Origin of the sequence: Streptococcus sp. zg-86, from assembly GCF_017639855.1 — a bacterium.
GTDB classification, from domain to species: domain Bacteria; phylum Bacillota; class Bacilli; order Lactobacillales; family Streptococcaceae; genus Streptococcus; species Streptococcus zhangguiae.
Genome location: NZ_CP072115.1, coordinates 1997314 through 2024107, shown reverse-complemented (window position 1 = coordinate 2024107; position 26794 = coordinate 1997314). Strand labels below are relative to the sequence as shown.

The window sequence follows — 26794 nt, the reverse complement described above, 5'->3', positions numbered from 1 at the left end:
ATCATAAACATACTTTCACAAAAGGAGACGAATATGGATCAGAAAATCATGCGCTCTTTTCAAAAGTTATTTTATGTTTTGATTGCTGCGGGCTTAATCAGCGTTCTTGCCTTAGTAGTAGAGCTCATGAGAGCAGGGGTTGGCTATCGTTTGCTATTTCCTATTGTAGGGCTACTATTAGTAGGAATTTCCTTTGTATTTTGGCATCGTATCTACCAAAAAATCAAGGGAATACCGTGGTGAAAAAACGAATATATAAATGAGTCAAGGTTGGAATACAAATCCAGCCTTTTTTATCGGAATAATAGTGAATTGAATAAAGGTTAAGACATCGTTAAGTCGCTTTGATGAACGCTAGTTCTATCTGTAGCTCCTTGCCTTGTCTTATTCCTTCATAAGATACAAAGGACGTCAAGAGCAAAGTATACCCTTAGGGCATCCGTATCTGTAGAACGAGCAAGCTCGTAACAGCTACGGTAAGATAGGAGATTGACGATGTGTTCGATGAACACAAGGAAATCTATCTTTTTTACACAGCTCTTAGTCCGTGTTCAGTTCTCAATCCACTATAGTAGTAATAGGAGCTTGATGTAGTGATGGATACCCGATTCTGGCAAGTCTAGTCAGAAAAGTGGTGTTGATACCGGAACCCATAAACTAGAAGAGCGAAGTTTCTTTTTGCATGATTCGAGCTCTGTATCACGCCTCTCCATTCTCTCAAACGCTCGGTCTTTATGGTATAATAGGGACATTAGAAAGACGAGAAGATATTATGGCAACTATTATTGAATTACCAGAAGTCCTAGCCAATCAGATTGCAGCAGGAGAGGTCATTGAACGCCCAGCTAGCGTTGTCAAAGAATTGGTGGAAAATGCGATTGATGCAGGAGCTAGCCAGATTAGCGTCTGTATCGAAGAATCGGGACTGAAAAAAATTGAAATCAGTGACAATGGAGAGGGAATTGCACCAGATGAAGTATCCTTAGCTCTTCGCCGTCATGCAACTAGTAAAATCAAAAGCCAGTCTGATTTATTCCGTATTCGGACACTTGGTTTTCGTGGCGAGGCCTTACCTTCCATTGCTTCTGTCAGTCGGATTCGGATTGAAACAGCAACAGAAACGGCCCCTCATGGTCTGTTACTGGAAGCTGAAGCAGGTCAAATTACTAAAGAAGAAGTCCTTAGTCGTCCTATCGGTACACGGATTACGGTAGAAGATCTCTTCTACAATACGCCCGCTCGTCTCAAATATATCAAAAGTCAGCAAGCGGAATTGTCTCATATTGTGGATGTGATTAATCGCTTGAGCTTGGCTCATCCGGAAATTGCTTTTAGCTTAACGAACGAAGGGCGAGAATTGATTCAGACAGCTGGAACAGGAAATCTCCGCCAGGCTATTTCGGGTGTTTATGGCATTGCAACAGCAAAAAAAATGGTTAAAATCGCAGCAGAAGATTTGGATTTTGAGGTGACAGGCTATGTCTCATTACCAGAATTGACCCGAGCTAATCGCAATTATATCAGCATCTTTATCAATGGGCGCTATATCAAAAATTTCCTCCTCAATCGTGCTATTTTAGACGGTTATGGTAGTAAACTGATGGTAGGTCGTTTTCCACTTGCTGTGATTGCTATTCAGATTGATCCGTATCTAGCAGATGTCAATGTTCATCCGACCAAGCAGGAAGTGAGGATTTCAAAAGAAAAGGAATTGATGGCCCTCATTCGTGAAGCCATTGCAGCAGCACTCAAAGAGCAAGATTTGATTCCGGATGCCTTAGAAAATCTTGCCAAGTCTAGCACTAGGAAAGCGGTAAAAACAGAGCAAGTCACACTTCCCTTAAAAGAAAGCAACCTTTACTACGATACTGTTCGGCAAGATTTCTTTCTAAAACCAGAAACTGTTGCAGAAGAAATCAAAAAATTTGGGCCTGTCAAAAAAATTGACAGTGAACTTGACAAGTCTGTCAATATTAAATTTGCTCAGAGAGAGGAAGTTACTTCAGCTAATCCAGAGCATCCAAGTTTCGAAAGAAAAGAATTAGCCAAATTGGCTGATCGTTTGGAAAACGAAGAAACATCGACCTTTCCAGAGTTGGAATACTTTGGTCAAATGCACGGTACCTATCTCTTTGGACAGGGAAAATCAGGACTCTACATCATTGACCAGCACGCAGCTCAAGAGCGTGTTAAGTATGAAGAATACCGCGAGAGCATTGCTGATGTAGATGCTTCTTCTCAGCAACTATTAGTGCCCTACATATTTGATTTTCCAGCAAATGATGCCTTATCGCTCAAGCAAAAAACAGACTCTTTGCGTCAAGTTGGTGTCAATTTAGAGGAATATGGTGTCAACCAATTCATTTTACGTGAACATCCCATTTGGATGAAAGAAGACGAGATTGAGTCTGCTGTCTATGAGATGTGCGACATGCTCTTGCTCACGGATGAGGTATCTATCAAGCGGTATCGAGCAGAACTAGCGATTATGATGTCCTGTAAGCGATCAATCAAGGCTAATCATGCCTTAGATGACTATTCAGCTCGGCACTTATTGCGCCAATTAGCGACCTGTAAAAATCCCTATAATTGTCCGCATGGGCGACCTGTCTTGGTTCATTTTACAACGTCCGATATGGAAAAAATGTTCCGTCGCATTCAGGAAAATCATACCAGTCTTCGTGAACTAGGTAAATATTAGAGAGAAAGAGATTATGTACGATTATATCAAAGGAATTTTAACTAAAATAACAGCTAAATATATTGTGGTCGAAGTAGGTGGCATCGGTTTTATTCTTCAAGTTGCCAATCCCTATGCCTACTCAGGTGACATGAATCAGCAGGTGACGATTTACACTCATCAGGTTATTCGTGAGGATGCCCACCTCTTGTATGGTTTTCGGACAGAGGCTGAAAAATCAGTCTTTCTAAACCTAATTTCTGTATCAGGAATTGGCCCCACAACAGCTCTTGCGATTGTTGCAGTAGATGACAACGACGGTTTGGTGCGGGCGATTGAGCAGAAAAACATTACCTACTTGACTAAGTTTCCAAAGATTGGGAAAAAAACAGCCCAGCAAATGGTGCTTGATTTGGAAGGCAAGTTTGTCTTGTCAGAACAAGCTGAAGTGCCAAGTCTAGCTGTTGAGGAATCCGCCAATACTGCTCTTAATGAAGCCATGGAAGCAATGGAGGCCTTGGGTTACCGTCCAGCTGAATTGAAGAAAATCAAGAAATTCTTTGAAGGAACGACGGATACGGCTGAAAATTACATCAAGTCAGCCCTCAAAATGCTAATGAAGTAGGAGTAAAAACCATGAAACGATGCGGTTGGGTCAAGGAGAACAATCCGCTCTATATAGCCTATCACGATAACGAATGGGGACGACCTGTCAAAAATGAGCAATCCCTTTTTGAACTCTTATGTCTCGAAAGCTATCAAGCTGGTCTGTCATGGGAAACCATTCTCAATAAACGCTCAGCTTTTCAAAAAGCTTTTCATGGGTATGATGTGCAAGTCGTTGCGCAGATGTCAGACAGCGAATTGGAAAGTCTACTGCACAATCCAGCTATTATCCGCCACAGAGCCAAGATTTTTGCGACACGACAAAATGCGCGAGCCTTTCTCAAGGTTCAGGAGGAGTATGGTACTTTTGCAGACTATCTCTGGTCTTGGGTTAAGTTTACACCAATTGACAATCATGTAAAGGACTACCGAGAAGTACCGAATAAAACAAGTTTATCAGAGAAATTATCTAAGGACTTGAAAAAACGAGGTTTTACCTTTGTTGGTCCAGTCTGTGTCTATTCCTATCTTCAGGCAGCAGGTCTTGTCAATGATCATGAGCTGGATTGCTTTTGTAAAGGAAATTCTCATGAATGAAATAATTGTAAAACCCTTGGTAGCTTTTGCCCAGAACACCCACATTGAAACCGAGCGCTTGAAACTTCGTCCAATGGTAGTGACAGACTTGGAGGATTATCATGCTTTTACATCTGATGATGAACTTTTGAAGTATAATTACCATGCTCATAAGGATAAGCGGGAAAGTTTGGAAGGCCTTGTCATGTACAATATGGCAAGGCCCCTTGGTCGTTATGCAGTAGAGTTAAAAGAAAATCAACGGATGATTGGAAATATTTTCCTATATTTGAATGAGGAGCAAGATGTAGCAAGCATTGGCTATACCTTTCATGCAAATTATCCCCATCAAGGTTATGCTATCGAAGCTGCCCTAGCTTTGAAGGAATTATTCTGGCAAATTGCCGATTTGAAAACTTTAACCGCATCTTGCGATTCTCGAAATAGTGCCAGTGAAAAGGTAATGAAAAAATTAGGCATGCAGCTGGCTAGACGCCGTGAGGGAGCAAAGAATTTACGCGGAGAAATCGTGACCATGTTGGACTACGAGATTCAAAAGCCTGTAAATGAAGTGGAGATGTATTCCGATGGGGTCAGATAATACCGTTGTAAAAGCATTTTGACCTATCTTGTCAAAGGATTTGGTCTCGACAGTGTTCATGTGCTACTGTAAACTGAGGAGGAAATATGACAATAGGACAAGTGATAAAAGACAATCGTCTAAAACCAGGTCATTCACAGGAGTATCTCGCTACAAAACTAGGTGTCAGCCGCCAAACCATTTCCAATTGGGAAAATGAGCGAACCATTCCAGTAGCTGATTACTTGAAAGAATTGAGTCAACTTTACGGTTTCTCCTTTGATGCCGTGATAGGACTTGAAACGCCGAGCTACAATAAGAAAAAGTTAGTTTTAAAATATGGATTGCTAATCCTAATTCTTACTTTGTTGCTCTTAACAAGCGAGGATAGTACGGTCTTCTATGCCTATTTGACAGTCGGCGTCATTTTTATCCTTTTTCTAGTGGATATTTCAAAATTCATCAGGAAGAAGGTGGCTTTGTGGAAAGGCAAAGAAAATCAGCTGTAGTTTTTGCAATCTTGTATAGTGTGATGTTTTGGGGACGTTTGGGAGATTGGCTCTTGCCTGCAACGCTCAAAGCTCCTATTAAATTTGTGTTTTATACTGCTTTATGTATCCTAGGCATCTATGCTTATTGGGATAAATTAACCGAAAAATATAGCTGGCTGAAAAAGCATCCCTTAAAAGCGTTGGGTATCCTTCTTTTAGGCTATTTATTGATGGTGATAGTTCATCATCTCTTTGATTTTATCGAGGGTGGGGTACGTCAGCTATTTCATATACAGCAAGAACTGACCAATGATACAGGGATATATGCAGTAGTAAAACAGTATCCAGCTTATCTGATTCTCAGTGTGATGGGAGTTTTTGGTCCTCTTGTTGAAGAGCTGTTCTATCGTCAGTTCTTGCTTGATACTCTTTTAAATTATCTGCCAAAAAGTTTAGCTATTATTATTTCATCAGTTTTATTTGCAGTTCTACATGTACATCAATTTCAGCTGTCAGAATTTGTTGGCGTTTTAGGGCATTTTGGATTTGGCTTGGTATTTGCTCTTGTTTATTTGAAAACAGATAAGAATATTGCTTTTCCAATCTCGCTTCATGTACTCAATAATGTTATGGGACTGTTGACTCTCCTACAAAATCTCTAAAAAGAACCGAAATGGTTCTTTTTGTGTTATAATCAAGGAAATATTTACGAATAATAAGATGAAGGAGGTTTAGATGAAAGCAGAGTTGATTGCGGTAGGTACCGAGATTCTGACTGGGCAAATCGTCAATACAAATGCGCAATTTTTATCAGAAAAATGTGCAGAATTAGGTATTGATGTCTTTTTTCATACAGCAGTTGGTGATAATGAAAAACGGCTCTTATCTGTTCTAGATGTGGCGAGTAGGAGAAGCGAGTTAGTCGTTCTTTGTGGCGGACTAGGGCCTACTGAAGATGACTTGACCAAGCAGACATTGGCTAAATTTTTAGGTCGAAATCTAGTCTCTGATAAAACTGCTTTGGCAAAGTTAGACCGTTTTTTTGCAAGTAGAAAAGGTCGTGTTCGGACAGCGAATAACGAGCGGCAAGCTCAGTTGGTAGAAGGTAGTATTGCACTTCAAAATCCAGCAGGTTTAGCGGTTGGCGGCTTAATAGAACAGGGTGGCGTGACCTATGCTGTATTGCCTGGCCCCCCAAGTGAGTTAAAGGCCATGTTTACAGAAAGTTTACAGCCTTTATTGATGCATTCCAATGAAAAGCTATACTCTCGTGTATTGCGCTTTTTTGGTATCGGTGAAAGTCAGCTAGTGACTATTTTAGAGGATTTGATTGCTTCTCAGTCTGATCCGACCCTAGCTCCATACGCCAAGACAGGAGAGGTTACCCTACGCCTATCTACGAAAGCAGACAACATTATTCTAGCCAATGAAAAACTAGATCAATTGGAAAAAGAGATTCTTGCACGAGAAAATCTTGCATCTTGCCTTTATGGGTACGGAGACGACAACAGTCTAGATAGGATTGTAGCTGATGAATTGGAAAAACAACAAATTACCTTCGCCATTGCTGAAAATGTAACAGCAGGCTTGCTTCAGTCTGACTTGACAATTGCTTTACAGGGTCGTCAACTGTTTAAAGGTGGTGTTGTGGTATCAGATTCAACCTGTAATGGTGCAAAAGCAGAAGAGTTGGCAAAAAGCATCTGTAAAAACTCAGGAGCTATTCTAGGCATGGCGCTACTTGGCACTATAAATCCTGAATCGCAAATTGATAATGTTCTAGCACGCTTTTACATTGCAATTTGTTTCGATAATCGTGTGATAGTGTCAGAGGTTGAACTAGGTGGCTATACTGAAAAACATATGCGACAAATTGCTTGTTTGCATGCTTTGAGTGCTATGCGTAAGATTTTGTTAAAGCATAAAAATTTGCTATAATGGGCTGAGAATTAGAATATAGAGGAGAAAGAAATTGGCGAAAAAACCAAGTAAAAAATTAGAAGATATTACCAAAAAATTTGGTGATGAACGCAAAAAAGCCTTAGATGATGCCCTTAAGACCATTGAAAAAGACTTTGGTAAGGGTGCTATCATGCGATTGGGAGAGCGCGCTGAACAAAAAGTTCAAGTCATGAGTTCAGGAAGTCTATCGATTGATATTGCTTTGGGGGCTGGTGGTTATCCGAAAGGACGGATTATTGAAATTTATGGTCCTGAAAGCTCTGGTAAGACGACGGTAGCCCTTCATGCAGTTGCTCAAGCGCAAAAAGAAGGTGGTATTGCAGCCTTTATCGATGCTGAGCATGCCCTTGATCCAGCCTATGCCCAAGCACTAGGCGTTAACATCGATGAGTTGCTCTTATCACAACCAGACTCTGGTGAACAGGGACTTGAAATTGCAGGGAAGTTGATTGATTCAGGTGCAGTTGACCTAGTGGTAGTCGATTCGGTTGCAGCCCTTGTTCCTCGTGCTGAGATTGACGGTGAAATTGGAGATAGCCACGTTGGTTTGCAAGCTCGAATGATGAGTCAGGCGATGCGGAAACTATCTGCTTCAATTAACAAGACCAAAACTATTGCCATTTTTATCAACCAATTGCGTGAAAAAGTTGGTGTGATGTTTGGAAATCCTGAAACAACGCCTGGTGGACGTGCGCTGAAATTCTACGCATCTGTCCGTATGGATGTTCGTGGAAATACCCAGATTAAGGGTAGTGGTGACCAAAAAGATACCAATGTCGGAAAAGAGACCAAGGTTAAAATCGTTAAAAACAAGGTTGCTCCTCCTTTCAAGGAAGCAGTTGTTGAAATCATGTATGGTCACGGTATCTCACAGACTGGTGAATTAATTGAAATCGGAAGTAATCTTGGTATTATCAAAAAAGCAGGTGCTTGGTATTCGTATAATGATGAGAAAATCGGACAAGGTTCAGAAAATGCCAAGAAATATTTGGAAGAGAATCCAGAAATTTTTGCAGAAATCGACCGAAAAATTCGTGTACACTATGGCTTGATTGAAGATTCAGGAGAAACAGAAGTAGTAGAGGCTACAGCAAAAGTCGGAGAGAAAAAAGATGCTGTCGCAGAAGTCCAAGATGTCGTTCTTGATTTAGATGGTGGCATTGAATTGGAAGATTAAGCATGAAAGACTGTTTGATTCAAATTTCATCTTGCTAGTGTGAAGAATACAAATAGTGAATAATTTTAGCTAACTTCGATAAATAAGGGAGTGAGGACAGTCTTGTTGACTAGATCTCACTCCTTTTTTGTAAAAATCGTCTTTTTATGAATAATTTTGGTATATTTTACCAAATAATGAATTGAAAAAGTGAAAAATAGGTCTTTAGACTGAAGCCTTTCTATGGTATAATGGAGTATAATGTGTTTAAGAAAATGTAGCAAAGGAGAGACTACATGATTAAAATTTATACAGTGTCAAGCTGTACAAGCTGTAAAAAGGCTAAAAACTGGTTGAATGCTCACCAATTATCATACAATGAGCACAATTTAGGAAAAGAATCGATTAGCAAAGAAGAGATTTTAGATATTCTGACAAAGACAGAGAATGGTATCGCAAGTATTGTATCTTCTAAAAATCGATATGCTAAAAATCTTAACTGTGATATTGAAGAGTTGAGTGTCAATGAAGTGATTGAGTTAATTACAGAAAATCCTCGTATTTTGAAAAGTCCAATCTTGATTGATGAAAAACGTCTGCAAGTAGGTTACAAAGAGGACGATATTCGTGCCTTCTTACCACGTTCTGTACGGAATGTAGAAAATGCACAGGCCCGTTTACGAGCTGCTTTGTAAAAAGAGAAAGTTTGAGTTTCAAGCTCAGACTTTTTTTGCAAGTAAAGGGCGAAGATAGGAAGCCAAAACATGTCTTTATACGGTTGAAATCGGGATAATATCAGGTAGAATCATTGATAATAAAGAGAAAATATGGTATAATGAACTAATAGAATAAAGAAAGAAGGTGTAAGTATGGGATTCACAGAAGAAACTGTTCGTTTTCGTTTGGATGATGTTAATAAGCAAGAAATCAGCGAAACATTGACAAACGTGTATCGGTCTCTTGATGAGAAAGGGTATAATCCAATTAACCAAATTGTGGGTTATGTATTGAGTGGAGATCCAGCTTATATCCCTCGTTACAATGATGCACGTAATCGAATTCGTAAGTATGAACGTGATGAAATTGTCGAAGAATTAGTACGTTTTTACTTGAAGGGAAATGGGATTGACCTCTGATGAGAATAATGGGATTGGACGTCGGTTCCAAAACAGTCGGAGTAGCTATTTCAGACCCACTTGGTTTTACAGCGCAAGGGTTGGAAATTATCCCGATTGACGAGGAAAAGGGCGAATTTGGATTTGAGCGTCTGACAGAGCTAGTCAATCAATATAAGGTTGATGAGTTTGTCGTTGGCTTACCTAAAAACATGAATAATACGAGTGGTCCTCGTGTTGAAGCGAGTCAAGCCTATGGGGATCAATTAGTGGCATTATTTGGCTTACCAGTCAAGTATCAAGACGAACGCTTAACAACAGTGGCTGCAGAGCGGATGTTAATCGAACAAGCTGATATCAGCAGAGGAAAGCGCAAAAAAGTCATTGATAAGTTAGCTGCACAGCTTATTTTACAAAATTATTTAGATAGAACATTTTAAGGAGTAACACATGGCACATAACCACGAACACGATCATAACCACGAAGAACGTGAGTTTATCACCCTAGTAGATGATAATGGGAACGAAACCTTATTTGAAATTCTTTTGACAATTGATGGTCAAGAAGAATTTGGTAAAAATTACGTCCTCTTGATTCCTGCAAGTGCAGAAGAAGATGAAAATGGCGAAGTTGAAATCCAAGCCTACTCATTTGTTGAGAATGAAAACGGTACGGAAGGTGACCTCCAACCAATCCCAGAAGACGCAGCAGCAGAATGGGATATGATTGAAGAAGTCTTTAACAGCTTTATGGAGGAGTAAAAACGTCCAGTGGACGTTTTTAGCTTTGCTCTTAAAAATAAGAAAGAGCGAATAGTCTAGTGGACGTTTTTAGCTTTGCTCCTAAAAACAAGAAAGAGCGAATAGTCCAGTGGACGTTTTTAGCTTCACTCCTAAAAACTAGACAGAGTGAATAGCCCAGTGGGCTATTTTAATCCTGTTCTTAGAAGAACCAAAAAAATTTATCGAGACAAATAGTTACAAGAGATACGAGAGTGGATAGCACATCTCGTATTTTTATTTTTATTTAATTCACTATAAAAGTATCGAAAAATGCTACTGTTGATAGTAATAGAGTATTAACTAGAAATTGTCATACTTTATTATTTTTGGTATAATATTTAGATATTTTAGGGGGTGTTGTGATGTCTGAGGAAGGATTTGGAGATAAAGTCAGAAGACTGAGGGAAGCAAAGAAGTTAACAAGAGAGCAATTCTGTGAAGATGAGACGGAGTTAACTGTCAGACAGTTAACACGGATTGAACAGGGAGAATCGAAGCCGACCCTGACGAAAATCTTCTTTATTGCACATCGGTTGGGTTTGTCTTTATTTGAATTGATGCCAGATTATGTTTATTTGCCAGATCAGTATATCAAATTAAAATATGACCTTTTGCGGACTCCTACTTATAATCGAGTAGACTTAGTGGAAAAACGAAATGTTAAATTGCGCAAGATATATGATGAATTCTATGACGATTTACCAGATTCAGAACAGCTTGCCATTGATGCTTTTCAATCAACGGTTGATGTGTTAGAGTCAAAATCGACTACATTTGGAAGAGAAATTGTCCGTTGCCATGTCCCTTACTTACAATGCAAGCAGAAGTATAGCGTTAATGACTTATTAGTCCTTCGTCTGTTTATTGAACATATGTATTTAGAGGAGATAGAAATAGATTCTGGTGAAGGGGATGTATTTTTGAGTTTGGTGATGACTTTACCGAAACAAATTGGACTAATGGAGCCGGATGATCTTTTTGTTTTGCGAAATGTCATGCTGGCTGCGATTCGGGTATTGGGTTCAAAGGCTATGTATCTATTCTTGCCTGATTTATTTGAAGGGTTGGATAGGATTATGCGCATTACGCAAGATTTTCAAAAATACCCAATCCTGAGTATGGTTCGTTGGAAATATGAATTAATGGTTCATCGTGATGTTAAGCGAGCCTATGCCTATTGCAGAGAAGCTATCGTCTTTGCTCAATTAATGGGAGATAGGCACTTGATGAATCAGTTGTCTGCTCAATGGCAGACGGACAGGAGTGATTTTTTGACATTTTTGTCCTGTTAATGCTTTTGACAGTCTAGTATACTAACCCTATCTTAAGTAAAGGAGGTAGGACAAATGCTAATGATGAATCGGGTTGCGGCAGTTGCTGGTGACTGGTCTGACTGGTGGGTAAACTAATACTCTATAAAAATCAAAATCTGACTAGCTTCCACAATTGAGAATTGTGGAAGGCTGGAAATAGAACGAGCGTAGCTCACCCCTTGCAATTGAGAATTGTGGAAGGCTGGAAATAGAACGAGTGCAGCTCGCCCCTTGCAATTGAGAATTGTGGAAAGCTGGAAATAGAACGAGTGCAGCTTGCCCCTTTGAACCACTAGTTCGGACTAATGGTAGCTGAGGATTATTGCATAATCCTTATTTCCAACCTTCAACAGTCCCTCGGACTGTTGAAGCAAGGTGAGTTAACGACGTCAGACTTTGATTTTTGACGAGTATAACCCACCGTTTTTTTGATTTTTCAATCCAAAGTTGATAAGATAAAGACAGGATGGTGGAGGTAAAGATGGTAGAATTAGATCAGTGGTTAGAGAGTAAGCAGGGGAAGATATATCGGTACAAAATGGAGAAGATTCAGTATGCGCTCGATTTACTGGGACATCCTGAAAGAGAGTTACCGGTTGTTCATGTTGCGGGAACAAATGGCAAGGGTTCAACGATAGCATTCTTAAATAGTTTATTAGTAGCCCAAGGCTTTCGTGTCGGGACATTTGTTTCTCCTCATATGATAACGGTCCATGATCGTATTTGTATTAATGGGCAGCCCATTCCAGATACGATTTTTCAGGCATTATTGGAAAAGCTCTTTATTCTTGAGCAAGAGGTAGAAAAGGTCTACGAACCCTTTCGGTATTTTGAAGTCTTAACCTTAGTCATGCTGCTCTATTTCAAGGAAGAAGATTTGGATTTTGCCTTGGTTGAAGTGGGGATTGGTGGGTTATTAGATACAACAAATGTTGTAGAGCCCTTAATCACAATCATTACCTCTGTTGGATTGGATCATCAAGATTTGTTAGGGGACAGTTTGGTGGAAATTGCTGAACAGAAGGCGGGGATTATAAAGGAAAATGCCCCCATAATCGTAGGTCCTGTCGAATCTATAGTGGCAGATATTTGTCAGGAAAAAGCAAGAAATCAACAAGCTCCTATCTATTTTCAGGGACAAGACTTTCTATTGGAAAGGGGGATATTTAGGAGTCAAACACAAGAATTTTGTGATTTAAAACTTGGTTTGATTGGTCAGCACCAAGAGGAAAATGCCTCCCTAGCTATACAGGCTTTTAGTTTGCTGATGGCTGAGCAGAATCGCTTGATTGAAAATCAGACTGTTCAAGTGGCACTAGAAAAAACACAGTGGGCAGGTCGTTTAGAAAGAGTGGGGCAGCAAGGACGGATTTATTTAGACGGGGCACATAACCTTCCTGCCATTGAACGCTTGGTTGACTTTATCCAATCAGAGCCAACAGTCCAATCTACGATTCTCTTTTCTGCTTTGAAGCGGAAAGATTTTGGAGAAATGTTGGACTATATTGAAAAGGTAGCACCTCAAGTAAGAGTGATAGTAACAAGTTTTGCATATGACGGCGGAATTGAAGAAATAGATTGTCCAGAAGGTTTGCTTTATGAAGCAGATTATGAACGCTTCATAAAAGAGTGGGAATCAAATGCTGCATCGGATGAACGATTATTTATCACAGGATCACTCTATTTTATTTCAGAAATTCGAAAATATTTTCAAAGTAGAATAGGATAATTTGTTCTCTTTTTGTGAATAAATAGGTATGGAGAATGTTCAAGAAGTAAAGCTTTTTTTAGCGAATTTTCATCAGAAACGATACCACACCTTTCGGGAGTTAGAGCAGTATGTTCGAGTCTTGCACAAGCAAAATAAGAAATGACAGGTGGGATTCTTTTTGTTATAATAAAATGAATTGTTTAAGGAGGAGCTCATGACAGAAACAGCAGTAGCATACAGTCGTTCCGAAAATTATTCTCGAAATGTACGAGGGGGTCGTCGTAGACGACCAGCTCGTGTGGACTACAATGAAGAGTTTGGAAATAACTTGTTACCAACGAAGGTTTGGCCTGCTTTTTTATGGAGCATGTTCGTCAGTTTCTTGAGTGTGGCCAATCCTTTTTTAATCCAGTTAGCAACGGGTGCACAGTCTCGGGACCTTTATGCGGGAATGGCGATGCAAGCTGGGCAAAGTCCCTATGGTCAATTTTTTGGAACTGGTGGTGTTCTCTATTACATCTTAACCTATGTTGGTTCTTTCTTTGACACAAGTATTGGCTTAGCTATTCTACAATTTATCGTTTTATTGATAGCTGGAATTTACTTTTATAAGATAGCGGCTTACTTTAGTCGTTCGGCTCAGATAGCAACAAATTTACAACATTGGTTTTATGTATTTATTTTAGCTCTTAATTTTGGCGGTATTCAAGCAAGTTTGTTTGTATTACCTGTTTTGATGACGAGCTTGTGGTTACTCATTCGATATTTTGAAAATGCAGTTCGAGATGAGCTATTCATTTTATACGGAATCGATGCAGCGATTGCAGTGATGATCTATCCTAAGAGTATTCTATTTTGGTTGGTAGCTACTCTTGTTCTCCTCGTCTATAATGCGACACATCGTCAGATGGCAAGAGGAGTATATCAAGCTCTAGCAACAATATTTGGTTTCTTGTTGATTAGCTATTCAGTTGGGTATTATACATTTGTAGAACAAATCCTAGGAGCTGCTATTCAACAGACCTTACGCTATGAGCTTGGAGTAAATGTTAGCTATGATGGTATGTGGTGGACAGTTGCTCAAGTTGGGCTATTCTGCCTGTTGTCAGGATTCTTAAAACATTTATTGCAGTCAGTAATGTCGTTTGGAGAAGGTCAGCATACCTATAGCAAAGTTATTGCGATTCTGACTTTCTTGGGACAATCAGCTTTTTTGATTACAAGTAGTCATTTTGTGATGAGTCAACTGGTGTTATTGTTACCGTATGGTTTTGTTCTAGCTTTATTACACCATGCACCAAATGAACAGATTGACTTGGAGCTTGAGGTTACTACAGATTATTCGTATCCAAAGACGGCATTCTATTTGCCAATTGTTTTGTGTTTACTCGTTTTCTTACAACCTGCTATGACTTATTTTGTTGAAGGAGATTTGACCAAGGAACGTGGGACTATTGCACAATATATTCAGGAGCATTCACGGGATTCGGAACTTGTTTATGCTTGGGATGATAGTGCTCAGATTTATCTACGGAGCAAGCGGTTATCAGCCGCAACAATTATAACACCGACACCGTACTTGGATACTCAATCAAATCAAGAGAGTCTTAGCTTTGATTTAAAGAAAAACAAGGCGCGCTATATAGCGGTCAATCGTAACGTTTCTATGCCAGATAGTATTCAGTCAAATGTAGACGATCAATACGAAAAAGTGGATTTAGGAACAGAACAACTAACCTTATATGAGAAGAAATAATGAGAGGAGCAGGAGAAGTCGTGAGTTCATAGCAAGCGACTTTCTCGCTCCTTTTTTAATGGATTCTCTATAATATCTCCTGTCTAAGAATAGTAGGTATTTGGCTGATTAAATGGGAATAGCTGATACAGTTGGGTGTGTTGCCCAGCTTTTTTATCGTCTGAAAACTTCTATATATTGTGTTTTTTGTAAAAAAATAATAAATATACTACTAGATATTGAATTTATTTTTGTGAAGTGATACACTATAGAAAGACAGAGAAGAGGGGAGCATACGAAATGGTAGTACAAGTAGAACGAATGATTGTGCCAGAAATTCTTGTTCTAAAGCGTGATGGGCGGACAGTAGTCTTTGATGCGGGAAAGATTTTTTCAGCTCTTAGTCGTGCTAATGCTGAGCTAGAGCAACCTTGTTCACAGGCGGTTCTTGAGCACATTGTACAAGCTGTACTCGAAGAAATTGGCCGCCGTTTTCATCAGGATATTCAGATTTATGAAATTCAGACCATTGTTGAACAAGAATTGCTAAAGGCACACTTGTATGAATTGGCAGAAGTTTATATTCAGTATCGGACCAGACGTGATTTTGAGCGTCATCAGGCGATGGACATTAATTTTTCCATTGAAAAACTCTTGAAAAAAGACCAAACGGTAGTCAACGAAAATGCCAATAAGGATAGCGAGGTTTTTAATACCCAACGTGATTTGACAGCAGGAATTGTGGGAAAATCGATTGGGCTCAAGCTCTTGCCAGCTCATGTGGCAAATGCCCACCAAAAAGGGGATATTCATTTCCACGATTTAGATTACAGTCCCTATACACCAATGACCAACTGCTGTTTGATTGATTTTAAGGGGATGTTGGCTAAGGGATTTAAAATTGGAAATGCAGAAGTGGAAAGTCCCAAGTCTATTCAGACAGCGACAGCTCAAATTTCGCAAATTATCGCGAATGTCGCCTCAAGTCAGTATGGTGGTTGTACAGCAGATCGTGTAGATGAGTTGTTAGCGCCGTATGCAGAATTGAATTATCAGAAGCATTTAAAGGATGCAAGAGAGTGGGTATTACCTGAAAAGCAGGAAGAATATGCGCGTGAAAAGACTAAAAAAGACATCTACGATGCCATGCAGTCCTTGGAATATGAGATTAACACCCTCTTTACCTCAAATGGGCAGACACCGTTTACTTCTCTAGGATTTGGCTTAGGAACTTCTTGGTTTGAACGAGAAATTCAACGGGCGATTTTACGGATTCGGATGAAAGGCTTAGGGAGCGAAGAGCGGACGGCTATTTTTCCAAAGTTGATTTTTACTTTGAAACGTGGTTTGAACCTAGAAGAAGGAAGTCCAAACTATGACATCAAGCTCTTAGCCTTAGAGTGTGCAACCAAGCGCATGTATCCTGATGTTTTATCGTATGATAAGATTAAGGAATTGACGGGTTCTTTCAAAGCGCCGATGGGCTGTCGCTCGTTCTTGCAGGGCTGGTTGGATGAAAATGGGGAAGAAGTCAATTCTGGTCGCATGAATCTTGGCGTGGTCACGCTCAATCTACCGCGGATTGCGATGGAGTCTGGTGGTGATATGGACACGTTTTGGGCTATTTTTGAGGAACGAATGGCGATTGCTAAGGATGCCTTAGTTTATCGCTTACACCGTGTCATGGAGGCACGGCCAGCCAATGCTCCTATTCTGTACCAATATGGAGCATTTGGGCAACGTTTGGGTAAAGACGATGAAGTCGGGCAACTGTTTATCAAACGTAGAGCGACCATTTCCTTGGGCTATATCGGTCTTTATGAAGTTGCTACGGTCTTCTATGGCAGTGAATGGGAAGGAAATCCAGCTGCGAAAGAGTTCACGCTTGACATTATTCGTGTCATGAAAGAGTGTGTCGGTACTTGGTCGGATGAATACGATGTTCATTTTTCAATCTATTCAACGCCGTCTGAGAGTTTGACTGATCGTTTTTGTCGCTTGGATCGGGAAAAATTTGGTTTGGTCAAGGATATTACGGATAAGGAATATTACACCAATTCTTTCCATTATGATGTTCGAAAAAATCCAACACCGTTTGAAAAATTAGAATTTGAAAAGGCCTATCCAGAGGCAGGTGCGACAGGTGGATTTATCCACTATTGTGAATATCCTGTCTTGCAACAAAATCCTAAGGCCTTAGAAGCTGTGTGGGACTTTGCCTATGATCGTGTGGGTTATTTGGGGACCAATACACCGATTGATCGCTGCTATGAATGCCATTTTGAGGGAGATTTCACACCGACGGAGCGAGGCTTTGAGTGCCCGAATTGTGGCAACAGGGATCCTAAAACAGTTGATGTGGTTAAGAGAACCTGTGGTTATTTAGGAAATCCGCAGGCAAGACCAATGGTAAATGGACGGCACAAGGAAATTGCTGCGCGTGTGAAACATATGAATGGCTCAACAATCAATAGAGAAGGAGAAAAAGATGGGGAAATACCAGCTAGATGACAAGGGAAAGGCTCTTGTTGAACGTTACCACGAAAAACATTCGAAAGGTGGCACGACTAAAAAAGACAAGGTTGCTGCCTTGCGAGAGAAATTTTTAAAGCAAAAAGGTTCTAAATAGACTAGGACAATGATGGGCAGTAGGACGGAGAGAGTGTGGAAATTATGATGCCTTAGTAATCTCTCTCTTTTTTGCTTACCAATTCGTGTCACACTAGTTTATTTCCTTTGAACGAAGGGAGAGCGATGGAATTAAGACGGCCGACGTTAGTAGATCAAGTGACGATTTTAGAGATGATTGAGGAGTTTTGTCAGAGTAATAGTTCTACGGATGGCTTTTTGGGCAGGGAGAATGTTGTCTATGAAGAGTGGCTAGAAGCCAATACCAATGCGGAAATGGGACTCGGACTTCCAGAAGGATTTGTGCCTTTTATCCAGTATGTTTCCTTTGATGAGAATGGTCGAGCACTCGGCTTTTTAAACCTTCGCTTACGGCTAAACGACAAACTCCTGCAACATGGTGGCCATATTGGCTATTGCATTCGTCCTAGCGAATGCGGGAAAGGCTATGCCAAGGAGCAGCTACGTTTGGGCTTGATAGAAGCTCGTTCTAAGGCTATTTCCCGTGTACTTCTGACTTGCCATGTGGACAATGAAGCAAGCCGGCGTACCATTCTTTCACAAGGTGGTCAGTTGGAAAATCAAGTAGATGGGACGGAACGGTACTGGATTGACCTAGAAAGGGAGTAGGCCATGGAGTTAAGACGACCAATTTTACAAGACAAGCAAGATTTTTTAGATATGCAAGCAGAATTTGAGCGATTTGGCTCACGGGCGAGTGGTAATATTTACGCTTGGCAGAAGGCAGATGGTAATTTTGAAAGGTGGCTTGACTTGCTGCACCAACAAGAAACGAGGGATGTATTAGAAAGTGGGCTTGGTCCATTTGTCCTTTATTTATCCTACGAGGGTAATCGTCTGCTTGGCTTGTTAGCTCTTAGGACAACGAATACCCCTACGGTACTGAGTGAATATGGTCATATTGGTTATTGCATTCGTCCCAGCGAACGCGGAAAAGGCTATGCCAAGGAGCAGCTGCGCTTGGGTTTGATAGAAGCGAAGGCTAAGGCTATTTCCCGTGTACTTCTGACCTGCCATGTGGACAATGAAGCGAGTCGCCGTACCATTCTTTCACAAGGTGGTCAGTTGGAAAATCAAGTAGATGGGACGGAACGGTATTGGATTGAGTTGGAGGAAGCATGAATCATCCAAAACCACAAGAGTGGAAAAGTGAAGAATTGAGTCAGGGACGAATTATCGACTACAAGGCCTTTAATTTTGTGGATGGAGAGGGGGTACGCAATTCCCTCTATGTCGCTGGCTGTATGTTTCATTGCGAGGGTTGCTACAATGTGGCAACTTGGTCTTTTAAGGCAGGAATTCCTTATACACAGGAATTGGAGGAGCAGATTATGCAGGACCTTGCTCAGCCTTACGTACAGGGCTTGACCTTGCTAGGTGGTGAGCCCTTTCTCAATACGGGGATTCTTCTTCCCTTGGTCAAGCGGATTCGCAAAGAATTACCTGAAAAGGATATTTGGTCTTGGACGGGCTATACTTGGGAAGAAATGATGCTAGAAACGCCAGATAAGCTAGAATTACTCAGCTATATCGACATTTTAGTCGATGGCCGGTATGATCGGACCAAGCGCAATCTCATGCTGCAATTTCGGGGTTCGTCTAATCAACGGATTATTGATGTCCAAAAATCCCTAAGAGAGCAGCAAGTGGTGATTTGGGAAAAATTGCAAGACGGGACCAACCACTATGAACAGGTAGTGAGAGAGGAAAAATAGACCAATTTTCTTCATAATTGTGATATAATGGTAGGGTTATTTTAGGGAAGAGAGTCAGGAAATGTACGATTATATTATTGTTGGAGCTGGACTATCAGGTGCTGTATTTGCTTACGAGGCGACCAAGCGTGGTAAAACCGTCAAGGTGATTGATAAACGAAACCATATCGGAGGCAATATCTATTGCGAGTCGATTGAAGGTATCAATGTTCATAAATATGGGGCGCACATTTTCCATACATCTAATAAGCGTATTTGGGATTATGTTAATCAATTTGCAACATTTAACCACTATATCAATTCTCCCGTTGCCAATTATCAAGGGAAATTGTATAATCTGCCTTTTAACATGAATACCTTCTATGCCATGTGGGGAACCAAGACTCCGCAAGAAGTGAGGGAAAAAATTGCTGAGCAGACTCAGCATTTGCAAGGTATAGAGCCAAAAAACTTGGAAGAGCAAGCCTTGAAATTGATTGGAAAAGATGTCTATGAACTATTGATCAAGGGCTATACAGAAAAGCAGTGGGGACGATCTGCGACGGATTTACCCCCCTTTATCATCAAGCGTTTGCCAGTTCGTTTTACATTTGATAATAATTACTTTAATGACCGCTACCAAGGAATTCCAGAGGGGGGTTACAATGTTATTATTGAAAAAATGTTAGAAGGCATTGAGGTTGAGCTTGGTGTAGATTTCTTCGAAAAAAAATCAAAATGGGAGAATCAGGCTAAAAAAGTAGTCTTTACAGGCATGATTGACCAGTATTTTGATTACAAGCATGGGGAGTTGGACTATCGTGGACTACACTTTGAGCATGAAGTGTTGGATATAGATAATTTCCAAGGTAATGCTGTGGTCAATTATACCGAGCGAGAAGTCCCTTATACACGGATTATTGAACATAAGCACTTTGAATTCGGAAGGCAGGAAAAAACCGTTATTACCAGAGAATACCCAGCCGATTGGCAAAAAGGTGAGGAGCCATACTATCCAATCAATGATGCGGAAAACAATGCTATTTTTGCCAAGTATGCAAAAGAGGCAGAAGCTATTCAAGACAGGGTCATTTTCTGTGGTCGTTTAGCGGATTACAAGTATTATGATATGCACTTGGTCATCGAACGGGCACTTGCAGTAGTTGAAGCAGAGTTTACAAAATCGTAATAAAATACCAGATTGGAAATGCCCAGTCTGGTGTTTTTGTATTCTACTCATCAAAAATTAGATGTTAGGTTTGTTGTTTTCATTGCCTACAGTTTAGAGGAGGTTCGTTTTGCTCATCTGATTTCCTGCTTTGTATAATGCTTGATTGTGAAAGCTCATGAGGTGTTGATTTTCACAGAGTGTAAACAGTAGTATGATGCATTGATTGTAGCAAAAAAGCCCTGCAATGCAAGGCTTTCGGAGATATGCGAAATCCTCCCTGTAGGGATCGAACCTACGACCCACGGATTAAGAGTCCGCTGCTCTGCCAGCTGAGCTAAGGAAGGAAAAGAAAAACGCTGTATTGGTACCGGTGATTCATGAATTGTATTGATCCCGCACAGTAAGTAGCAGGTGGGTAACTCGTTTCTAACTTCAGTCGCTTCCGTGTGAGACGGCCTGCATACTGTTAGAAAACTCTTGTTTCCCTAGTAATACAAAAATAGTCGGTCAACACATAGGTATGAATTCGTATACCACAGCAGTTCTTATCTATGTATTTATCTTATCATATTTTTGAAAAAAATCAAGAGAAAATTTGTAAAAAAAGAAAGCGTTGCCATAAAGAAAGCGTGTTTTCCTTACTCTCTCAAGGTCTTTTGGCTTTTCGTTTTTTTAGTTCTTGAATTTTCTCCTGGGTTAGTTTGAGTGCTCGCTCGTATTTCCCAGTGTCATTAGCTGAAAAATATTGGCTATCGCGTAATTTATCTGGTAGATATTGCTGGTCGACCCATTTTTCAGGAAAGTTATGGGGATAGAGATAATCTTGCGCATTGCCTAATTCCTTGCTTCCCTTGTAATGACCATCCCGGAGATGACGTGGAATGGGAAGATGCCCTGTTTTTTTGAGGTCAGCAATTGCTTGATCTATCGCTAGATAAGCGGAGTTTGATTTTGGTGACAGGGCAAGATCAATAACAATATTGGCAATGGGAATGCGAGCTTCTGGAAAACCAATTTTTTGAGCGGCTTCAAGGGCTGCTACCGTGTGGATTTGGGCTTCGGGATTGGCAAGTCCGATGTCTTCGTAGGCAATCACCATGAGTCGCCTTGCAAGGCTTGGTAAATCACCTGCTTCAATCAGACGAGCAGCATAGTGGAGACTGGCATTGACATCACTACCTCGAATGGATTTTTGAAGAGCTGAGAGGACATCGTAGTGGCCGTCGCCATTCTTATCCATGGTGATATAGCTTTTTTGTAGGCTATTTTCCATGGTGTCAAGCGTGATATGGCGGATGCCCTCATCATTCTCAGGGGTGGATAGAACGGCTAATTCTAAGGAGTTGAAAGCAGAGCGTAAATCTCCGTTGGTACTGGTTGCAATGAAATCGAGCGCCTCATCATCGAGGATAACAGGAAAATCAAACCCACGCTCAGTATCAGTAATGGCAATCTGAACAGCTGTTTTGATATCATCGTTGGAAAGTGGTTCTAATTCAAAAATTTGAACACGACTGCGAATAGCTGGTGTCACGGAGAAGAATGGATTTTCTGTGGTAGCCCCAATCATGATGAGATTGCCGTTTTCAAGGAGAGGCAAGAGAAAATCTTGTTTGGTCTTATCCAAGCGATGAATTTCATCGAGAAGTAGAATCAGACCGCCTGAAAACTTGGCTTCTTCTGCAATTTCTTGGAGTCGCTTTTTGGAGTCGACTGTTGCATTGAAAGTACGAAAAGCGTATTTTGAGGTTCCTGCTATGGCACTTGCGATACTGGTCTTTCCAATGCCTGGTGGTCCATATAAAATCATGGATGACAGACGTTTTGCCTCGACCATCCGGCGGATAATTTTTCCTTCTCCGACTAAGTGGTCTTGTCCAATAATTTGGTCAATGGTTTTGGGACGCATGTTAAGAGCGAGGTTGTTGATCATGAGGCTCCTTTCTGTCCTATCTTTTTACTTGGTTTTGTGTTACACTTATCTATATATTCTATCATAAATACAGCAAAGTGAGGCAAGATGAGTAAGTACGGATTTTTAGATGTGTTGGACCAGAAAATGGAGAAGGATTTTCCATACGATTTTGAAATCAATTGGGATAAGAAAAATCATGCGGTGGAGGTTGCTTTTCTGTTGGAAGTGGAAAATCAGGCAGGTATTGAAACAGTTGATGATGAGGGAAATCGGACAACAGAAGATATTTTCTTTGAAGAGGCAGTCTTATTTTATAATCCTTTAAAATCAACCGTTCAGGAAGAGGAGTATTTAGCGACTATTCCCTATGAGCAGAAAAAAGGGTTGTCTAGTGAGTTTTTGGCTTATTTTGTCGAATTTTTGGCAGAAACAGCGGAAAAAGGACTGGATGATTTAATGGACTTTTTGGCAGATGAGGAAGCAGAAGAATTTGCGATTGTCTGGGATAAAGAGGCTTTTGAAAATGGCAGAGCAGCTTTGCAAGAAAAGGATTTTCACCCTTATCCGAGGTATTAAAACAAGAAATCAGCAAGTAAAGGAGAGACTATGTGGCAGGAATTGCGGGTGCAGTTAGAGCGCCAAGGTGAGGAGATTGTATCGAATCTCTTAATTGAATTGGGAGCGCAAGGGGTTGCGATTGAAGACACAGCAGATTATCTGGACAAGGAGGACTTGTTCGGAGAAATTGTGCCCGAAAAGGAGCAGTCAGATTGGATTACCATTAGTGCCTATTACCCAGAAAATCGAGCGATTGACCAGATTAAAGCGCTTCTGCTCGAACGGTTAGCTGAAGTCAGCGATTTTGTCGATCCAACCAGTGTTCGTTTAGAAGAGCAGGAGTTGGAAGAGGAAGACTGGGCTGATAACTGGAAGAAATATTATGAGCCGGCTCGAATTACCCACAATTTGACGATTGTGCCGTCTTGGACGGAATATGGGGCGACAGCTGAGGAGAAGGTCATTCGGCTCGATCCTGGTATGGCCTTTGGGACTGGAACGCATCCGACGACCAAGATGAGCTTATTTGCCTTAGAGCAAGTGTTACGAGGTGGCGAGCGTGTTCTTGATGTTGGAACAGGAAGTGGGGTGCTATCGATTGCGAGTTCCCTTCTTGGTGCGAGTGAGATTCATGCCTATGACCTTGATGAGGTTGCAGTACGGGTTGCACAGGAAAATATTGATTTGAATGCTGATACAGAGAATATTACCGTACAAACAGGGGATTTACTCCGTGGCGTAGAGCTTGAGGCGGATGTCATTGTAGCCAATATTTTGGCGGATATTCTGGTGCATTTGACAGATGATGCCTATCGTTTGCTGAAAGACGAAGGCTATCTGATTATGAGTGGGATTATTGCGGATAAGTTGGATATGGTCTTAGAAGCAGCTTATCGTGCAGGTTTCTTCCTTGAAACCCAGATGATTCAAGGGGAATGGAATGCTCTTGTGTTGAAAAAAACTCAGGATATTTCAGGTGTCATAGGAGGATAGATGCAGCAGTATTTTGTAAAGGGTGAAGCAATTTCACCTGTGACGATTGAAGATAAGGACACAATTAAGCACATGTTTCAGGTCATGCGCTTGGCAAAAGGTGATCAAGTGGTCTTGGTCTTTGACGATGGAGTGAAGCGCTTGGCGTGCGTGGTCAATGAAACAGAATACCGATTTGAACTCCTTGAGGACTTGCCTGATCAAGTGGAATTACCGGTCGAGGTAACGATTGCCTGTGGTTTTCCAAAAGGGGACAAATTAGAATTTCTTGCCCAGAAAACGACAGAGTTAGGTGCAAGTCAGCTCTGGGCCTTTCCGGCAGATTGGTCCGTGGTCAAGTGGGACAGTAAGAAACTTATCAAAAAGGTCGAAAAGTTGCAGAAAATTGCCCTAGGAGCAGCAGAGCAAAGCAAACGTAATCGGGTGCCTAGAGTCACCTTGTTTACTCATCAAGCAGATTTTCTTGCGACGCTAGATTCGTTTGACTGCATTTTGATTGCCTATGAAGAATCAGCTAAGGAAGGGGAGCGGGCGACCTTGGTGCAAGTTCTTTCTAGCCTTTCTGGTGGCGAAAAAATTCTCCTTATCTTTGGTCCTGAAGGTGGTTTATCTCCAGAAGAAGTGGCACGCTTTGAAAGCAAGGGCGGGCGTAGGATTGGTCTTGGTCCGCGGATTATGAGGGCAGAAACCGCTCCGCTTTATGCGCTGACCAGTGTTAGTATCTTGAGAGAATTGATGGAATAGCTTTAAAACATAATAGTCTACTAAAATAAATATTGGACGAGAGAATGTTAGGGGTAAAACAGTCTGTTTTGCTGTTTGTTCTTCTCTTGTCTTTTTCTTTTGACTTGAAAGTGGTAAAATAGTAGGAAACAGTTTGTTAATGAGGAAGATAGAATGAAAGAAATCAATCTAACAGGAGAAGATGTCATTGCTCTGACGGCCCAGTATATGCCTGAAGAAGATGTGGCTTTTGTTCGAAAAGCATTGCATTATGCTGTTGAGGCACATAGTCAGCAATTTCGCAAATCAGGTGAGCCCTACATTATCCACCCCATTCAAGTTGCTGGAATCTTGGCGGGGTTACAGCTCGATGCGGTGACGGTTGCTTGTGGCTTTTTGCATGATGTGGTCGAAGATACTGATATTACGCTGGATGAAATGGAAGCAGAGTTTGGTCCGGATGTACGGATGATTGTAGACGGAGTAACTAAGCTCGGTAAGGTTGAATATAAGTCACACGAAGAGCAACTGGCTGAAAATCACCGGAAAATGTTGATTGCCATGTCAAAGGATATGCGGGTCATCTTGGTGAAATTGGCAGACCGGTTGCATAATATGCGAACCTTGAAGCATCTGCGTAAGGAAAAGCAAGAGCGTATTTCACGTGAAACAATGGAAATCTATGCACCGCTTGCCCATCGTTTGGGGATTTCTTCTATCAAGTGGGAACTAGAAGATATGGCCTTTCGCTATCTGAATGAGACCGAATTCTATAAAATTACGCATCTCATGACGGAAAAGCGTAGGGAACGCGAGGCCTTGGTCAATGAGGTGGTCGATAAAATTCGTGATTATGCTAATGAGCATCATCTATTTGGTCATATTTACGGTCGTCCCAAGCATATTTATTCGATTTATCGGAAAATGCACGATAAGAAGAAGCGGTTTGATCAGCTCTATGACTTGATTGCTATTCGCTGTATCATGGAAACGCCAAGTGATGTGTATGCGATGTTGGGGTATATTCATGAGTTGTGGCGTCCGATGCCGGGGCGATTTAAGGATTACATTGCCAATCCCAAGGCAAATGGCTACCAGTCGATTCATACGACAGTTTATGGTCCTAAGGGACCGATTGAATTTCAAATTCGCACGGCAGAGATGCACCAAGTGGCAGAATACGGGGTTGCAGCGCACTGGGCCTATAAGCGTGGTGGAAAGGCTACTGCTAGTCAACAAGAACTCAAATGGATTAACAATTTGATTGAATTGCAGGCAGATGCAGGAGATGCGCAGACATTTGTTGATTCTGTCAAAGATGATATTTTCACCGAACGAATCTATGTCTTTACACCAGACGGATCGGTGAGAGAACTTCCAAAAGATTCGGTGCCAATTGACTTTGCCTATGAAATTCATACCAAGATTGGAGAGAAGGCGACAGGAGCTAAGGTTAACGGCCGTATGGTGCCTCTGACAACCAAGCTAAAAACAGGGGATCAGGTCGAGATTATTACCAGTAGCAATTCCTTTGGTCCTAGTCGTGACTGGGTTAATTTGGTCAAAACCCATAAGGCACGAAATAAGATTCGTCAATTTTTCAAAAACCAAGACAAGGAATTATCCATTAACAAAGGTCGTGAAATGGTACAAACGCTCTTGCAAGAGCACGGTTATGTGGCCAATCAATACCTCGACCGCAAGCACCTAGATGATGTCCTACAAAAAACAAGTTATAAGACAGATGAAGCTCTTTTTGCAGCTGTTGGTTTTGGCGAAATTTCTGCCATGGCTGTCTTTAACCGTTTAACAGAAAAAGAGCGCAGAGAAGCAGAACGGGCCAAGGCAAAAGCGGTAGCAGATGAACTGGTGAATGGTGGAGAAGTCAAACAAGACAATAAGGATAGCCTAAAGATTCGCCATGAAGGTGGTGTTGTGATTGAGGGAGCTTCTGGTCTTTTGATTCGTCTTGCCAAATGTTGTAATCCAGTACCTGGTGATGAAATTACAGGCTATATTACCAAAGGTCGTGGTGTGGCTGTTCACCGAGCGGATTGTATGAATCTGAAAAGTCAGGATAATTACGAAGTACGTCTGATTGATGTATCGTGGGAAGATGAGCCATCCAGTAAGGAATATATGGCCAATATCGATATATATGGTCTCAATCGTTCAGGTCTTCTCAACGATGTCTTAAAAGTCTTGACCAATTCGAGCAAGAATATTTCTTCTGTCAATGCGCAACCGACAAAGGACATGAAATTTGCAACGATTCACGTATCTTTTGGTATTCCAAATCTGGCAACCTTGACTAGCGTTGTGGATAAGATTAAATCTGTGCCAGAAGTGTATTCGGTCAAACGGACAAATGGGTAGGTGGGAA

27 protein-coding genes, 1 tRNA gene and 1 other RNA gene are annotated in these 26794 nt (G+C 41.0%); 26 read left to right on the top strand and 3 right to left on the bottom strand.

The features are described from left to right. The first annotated feature begins 33 nt into the window (after positions 1–33). The 22 genes from J5M87_RS09470 (at position 34) to glf (ending at position 20240) form a co-directional block, all read left to right on the top strand. Positions 34–243 carry a hypothetical protein gene (locus tag J5M87_RS09470; RefSeq protein ID WP_154607608.1) on the top strand — a complete coding sequence of 70 codons (210 nt, stop codon included), beginning with the start codon at positions 34–36 and terminating at the stop codon, positions 241–243. Positions 244–772: 529 nt separating this feature from the next. After that, positions 773–2701, top strand: a complete 1929-nt coding sequence (gene mutL / locus J5M87_RS09465; protein ID WP_154607607.1) for a DNA mismatch repair endonuclease MutL — start codon at positions 773–775, stop codon at positions 2699–2701. 13 nt (positions 2702–2714) lie between these two features. Further along, positions 2715–3305: a Holliday junction branch migration protein RuvA gene (gene ruvA, locus J5M87_RS09460; RefSeq protein ID WP_154607606.1), complete on the top strand. Its 591-nt coding sequence runs from the start codon at positions 2715–2717 to the stop codon at positions 3303–3305. A gap of 11 nt (positions 3306–3316) precedes the next feature. Further along, on the top strand, positions 3317–3883 hold the full coding sequence (locus tag J5M87_RS09455; protein ID WP_154607605.1) for a DNA-3-methyladenine glycosylase I: 567 nt from the start codon (positions 3317–3319) through the stop codon (positions 3881–3883). Then, the gene (locus J5M87_RS09450; protein ID WP_154607604.1) at positions 3876–4463 is read left to right on the top strand and encodes a GNAT family N-acetyltransferase; all 588 of its coding nucleotides are present in this window, start codon (positions 3876–3878) and stop codon (positions 4461–4463) included. Before J5M87_RS09455 ends, J5M87_RS09450 begins: the two co-directional genes overlap by 8 nt. Positions 4464–4549: 86 nt before the next feature. Further along, positions 4550–4951 carry a helix-turn-helix transcriptional regulator gene (locus J5M87_RS09445; protein WP_202120285.1) on the top strand — a complete coding sequence of 134 codons (402 nt, stop codon included), beginning with the start codon at positions 4550–4552 and terminating at the stop codon, positions 4949–4951. Next, on the top strand, positions 4924–5595 hold the full coding sequence (locus J5M87_RS09440; RefSeq protein ID WP_154607603.1) for a CPBP family intramembrane glutamic endopeptidase: 672 nt from the start codon (positions 4924–4926) through the stop codon (positions 5593–5595). Before J5M87_RS09445 ends, J5M87_RS09440 begins: the two co-directional genes overlap by 28 nt. A gap of 73 nt (positions 5596–5668) precedes the next feature. Continuing rightward, positions 5669–6871 (top strand): competence/damage-inducible protein A, encoded by a 1203-nt coding sequence (locus tag J5M87_RS09435; protein ID WP_154607602.1) that lies wholly within the window; start codon positions 5669–5671, stop codon positions 6869–6871. Between the two features lie 34 nt (positions 6872–6905). Continuing rightward, complete coding sequence (gene recA / locus J5M87_RS09430) at positions 6906–8072, top strand: recombinase RecA (RefSeq protein ID WP_154607601.1); 1167 nt, start codon at positions 6906–6908, stop codon at positions 8070–8072. A gap of 275 nt (positions 8073–8347) precedes the next feature. Next, on the top strand, positions 8348–8746 hold the full coding sequence (gene spx, locus J5M87_RS09425; RefSeq protein ID WP_154607600.1) for a transcriptional regulator Spx: 399 nt from the start codon (positions 8348–8350) through the stop codon (positions 8744–8746). Between the two features lie 174 nt (positions 8747–8920). Further along, positions 8921–9187, top strand: coding sequence for an IreB family regulatory phosphoprotein (locus tag J5M87_RS09420; RefSeq protein WP_075099514.1), 267 nt, complete (start codon positions 8921–8923; stop codon positions 9185–9187). Then, positions 9187–9606, top strand: coding sequence for a Holliday junction resolvase RuvX (gene ruvX, locus J5M87_RS09415; protein WP_154607599.1), 420 nt, complete (start codon positions 9187–9189; stop codon positions 9604–9606). The genes J5M87_RS09420 and ruvX overlap by 1 nt, the downstream gene beginning before the upstream one ends. A gap of 10 nt (positions 9607–9616) precedes the next feature. Further along, on the top strand, positions 9617–9928 hold the full coding sequence (locus J5M87_RS09410; protein WP_154607598.1) for a DUF1292 domain-containing protein: 312 nt from the start codon (positions 9617–9619) through the stop codon (positions 9926–9928). Between the two features lie 383 nt (positions 9929–10311). Then, entirely contained in the window at positions 10312–11241 is a 930-nt protein-coding gene (locus tag J5M87_RS09405; protein ID WP_154607597.1) for a helix-turn-helix domain-containing protein, read from the top strand. A 502-nt stretch (positions 11242–11743) separates the two neighbouring features. After that, positions 11744–12991 (top strand): bifunctional folylpolyglutamate synthase/dihydrofolate synthase, encoded by a 1248-nt coding sequence (locus J5M87_RS09400; protein WP_154607596.1) that lies wholly within the window; start codon positions 11744–11746, stop codon positions 12989–12991. 196 nt (positions 12992–13187) lie between these two features. Beyond that, on the top strand, positions 13188–14729 hold the full coding sequence (locus J5M87_RS09395; protein ID WP_154607595.1) for a quinol oxidase: 1542 nt from the start codon (positions 13188–13190) through the stop codon (positions 14727–14729). Positions 14730–15008: 279 nt separating this feature from the next. Then, positions 15009–17219: an anaerobic ribonucleoside-triphosphate reductase gene (gene nrdD, locus J5M87_RS09390; RefSeq protein ID WP_154607594.1), complete on the top strand. Its 2211-nt coding sequence runs from the start codon at positions 15009–15011 to the stop codon at positions 17217–17219. Continuing rightward, complete coding sequence (locus J5M87_RS09385) at positions 17197–17337, top strand: hypothetical protein (RefSeq protein ID WP_181351436.1); 141 nt, start codon at positions 17197–17199, stop codon at positions 17335–17337. The genes nrdD and J5M87_RS09385 overlap by 23 nt, the downstream gene beginning before the upstream one ends. 125 nt (positions 17338–17462) lie before the next feature. Then, complete coding sequence (locus J5M87_RS09380) at positions 17463–17966, top strand: GNAT family N-acetyltransferase (protein WP_154607593.1); 504 nt, start codon at positions 17463–17465, stop codon at positions 17964–17966. A gap of 3 nt (positions 17967–17969) precedes the next feature. After that, positions 17970–18479 carry a GNAT family N-acetyltransferase gene (locus J5M87_RS09375; protein WP_154607592.1) on the top strand — a complete coding sequence of 170 codons (510 nt, stop codon included), beginning with the start codon at positions 17970–17972 and terminating at the stop codon, positions 18477–18479. Then, positions 18476–19072, top strand: a complete 597-nt coding sequence (nrdG, locus tag J5M87_RS09370; RefSeq protein WP_067087275.1) for an anaerobic ribonucleoside-triphosphate reductase activating protein — start codon at positions 18476–18478, stop codon at positions 19070–19072. Before J5M87_RS09375 ends, nrdG begins: the two co-directional genes overlap by 4 nt. A 61-nt stretch (positions 19073–19133) precedes the next feature. After that, entirely contained in the window at positions 19134–20240 is a 1107-nt protein-coding gene (gene glf, locus J5M87_RS09365; protein ID WP_154607591.1) for a UDP-galactopyranose mutase, read from the top strand. 253 nt (positions 20241–20493) lie between these two features. On the opposite strand, the gene J5M87_RS09360 is transcribed toward glf, so the two are convergent. The 3 genes from J5M87_RS09360 to J5M87_RS09350 form a co-directional block, all read right to left on the bottom strand. Further along, positions 20494–20566: transfer RNA gene (locus tag J5M87_RS09360), tRNA-Lys, on the bottom strand. Positions 20567–20571: 5 nt separating this feature from the next. Beyond that, a non-coding RNA gene (ssrS, locus tag J5M87_RS09355) (6S RNA) lies at positions 20572–20767 on the bottom strand. 101 nt (positions 20768–20868) lie between these two features. Continuing rightward, positions 20869–22155, bottom strand: coding sequence for a replication-associated recombination protein A (locus tag J5M87_RS09350; RefSeq protein ID WP_154607590.1), 1287 nt, complete (start codon positions 22153–22155; stop codon positions 20869–20871). An 87-nt stretch (positions 22156–22242) separates the two neighbouring features. Here J5M87_RS09350 and J5M87_RS09345 point away from each other — a divergent pair, with 87 nt between their 5' ends. From J5M87_RS09345 to J5M87_RS09330, 4 genes are all read left to right on the top strand, one after another. Continuing rightward, entirely contained in the window at positions 22243–22713 is a 471-nt protein-coding gene (locus J5M87_RS09345; RefSeq protein WP_154607589.1) for a DUF3013 family protein, read from the top strand. 30 nt (positions 22714–22743) lie between these two features. Beyond that, positions 22744–23688, top strand: coding sequence for a 50S ribosomal protein L11 methyltransferase (gene prmA, locus J5M87_RS09340; protein ID WP_154607588.1), 945 nt, complete (start codon positions 22744–22746; stop codon positions 23686–23688). Further along, positions 23689–24432 (top strand): 16S rRNA (uracil(1498)-N(3))-methyltransferase, encoded by a 744-nt coding sequence (locus J5M87_RS09335; RefSeq protein ID WP_154607587.1) that lies wholly within the window; start codon positions 23689–23691, stop codon positions 24430–24432. Between the two features lie 153 nt (positions 24433–24585). Continuing rightward, the gene (locus tag J5M87_RS09330) at positions 24586–26787 is read left to right on the top strand and encodes a RelA/SpoT family protein (RefSeq protein WP_154607586.1); all 2202 of its coding nucleotides are present in this window, start codon (positions 24586–24588) and stop codon (positions 26785–26787) included. Positions 26788–26794: the final 7 nt, after the last annotated feature.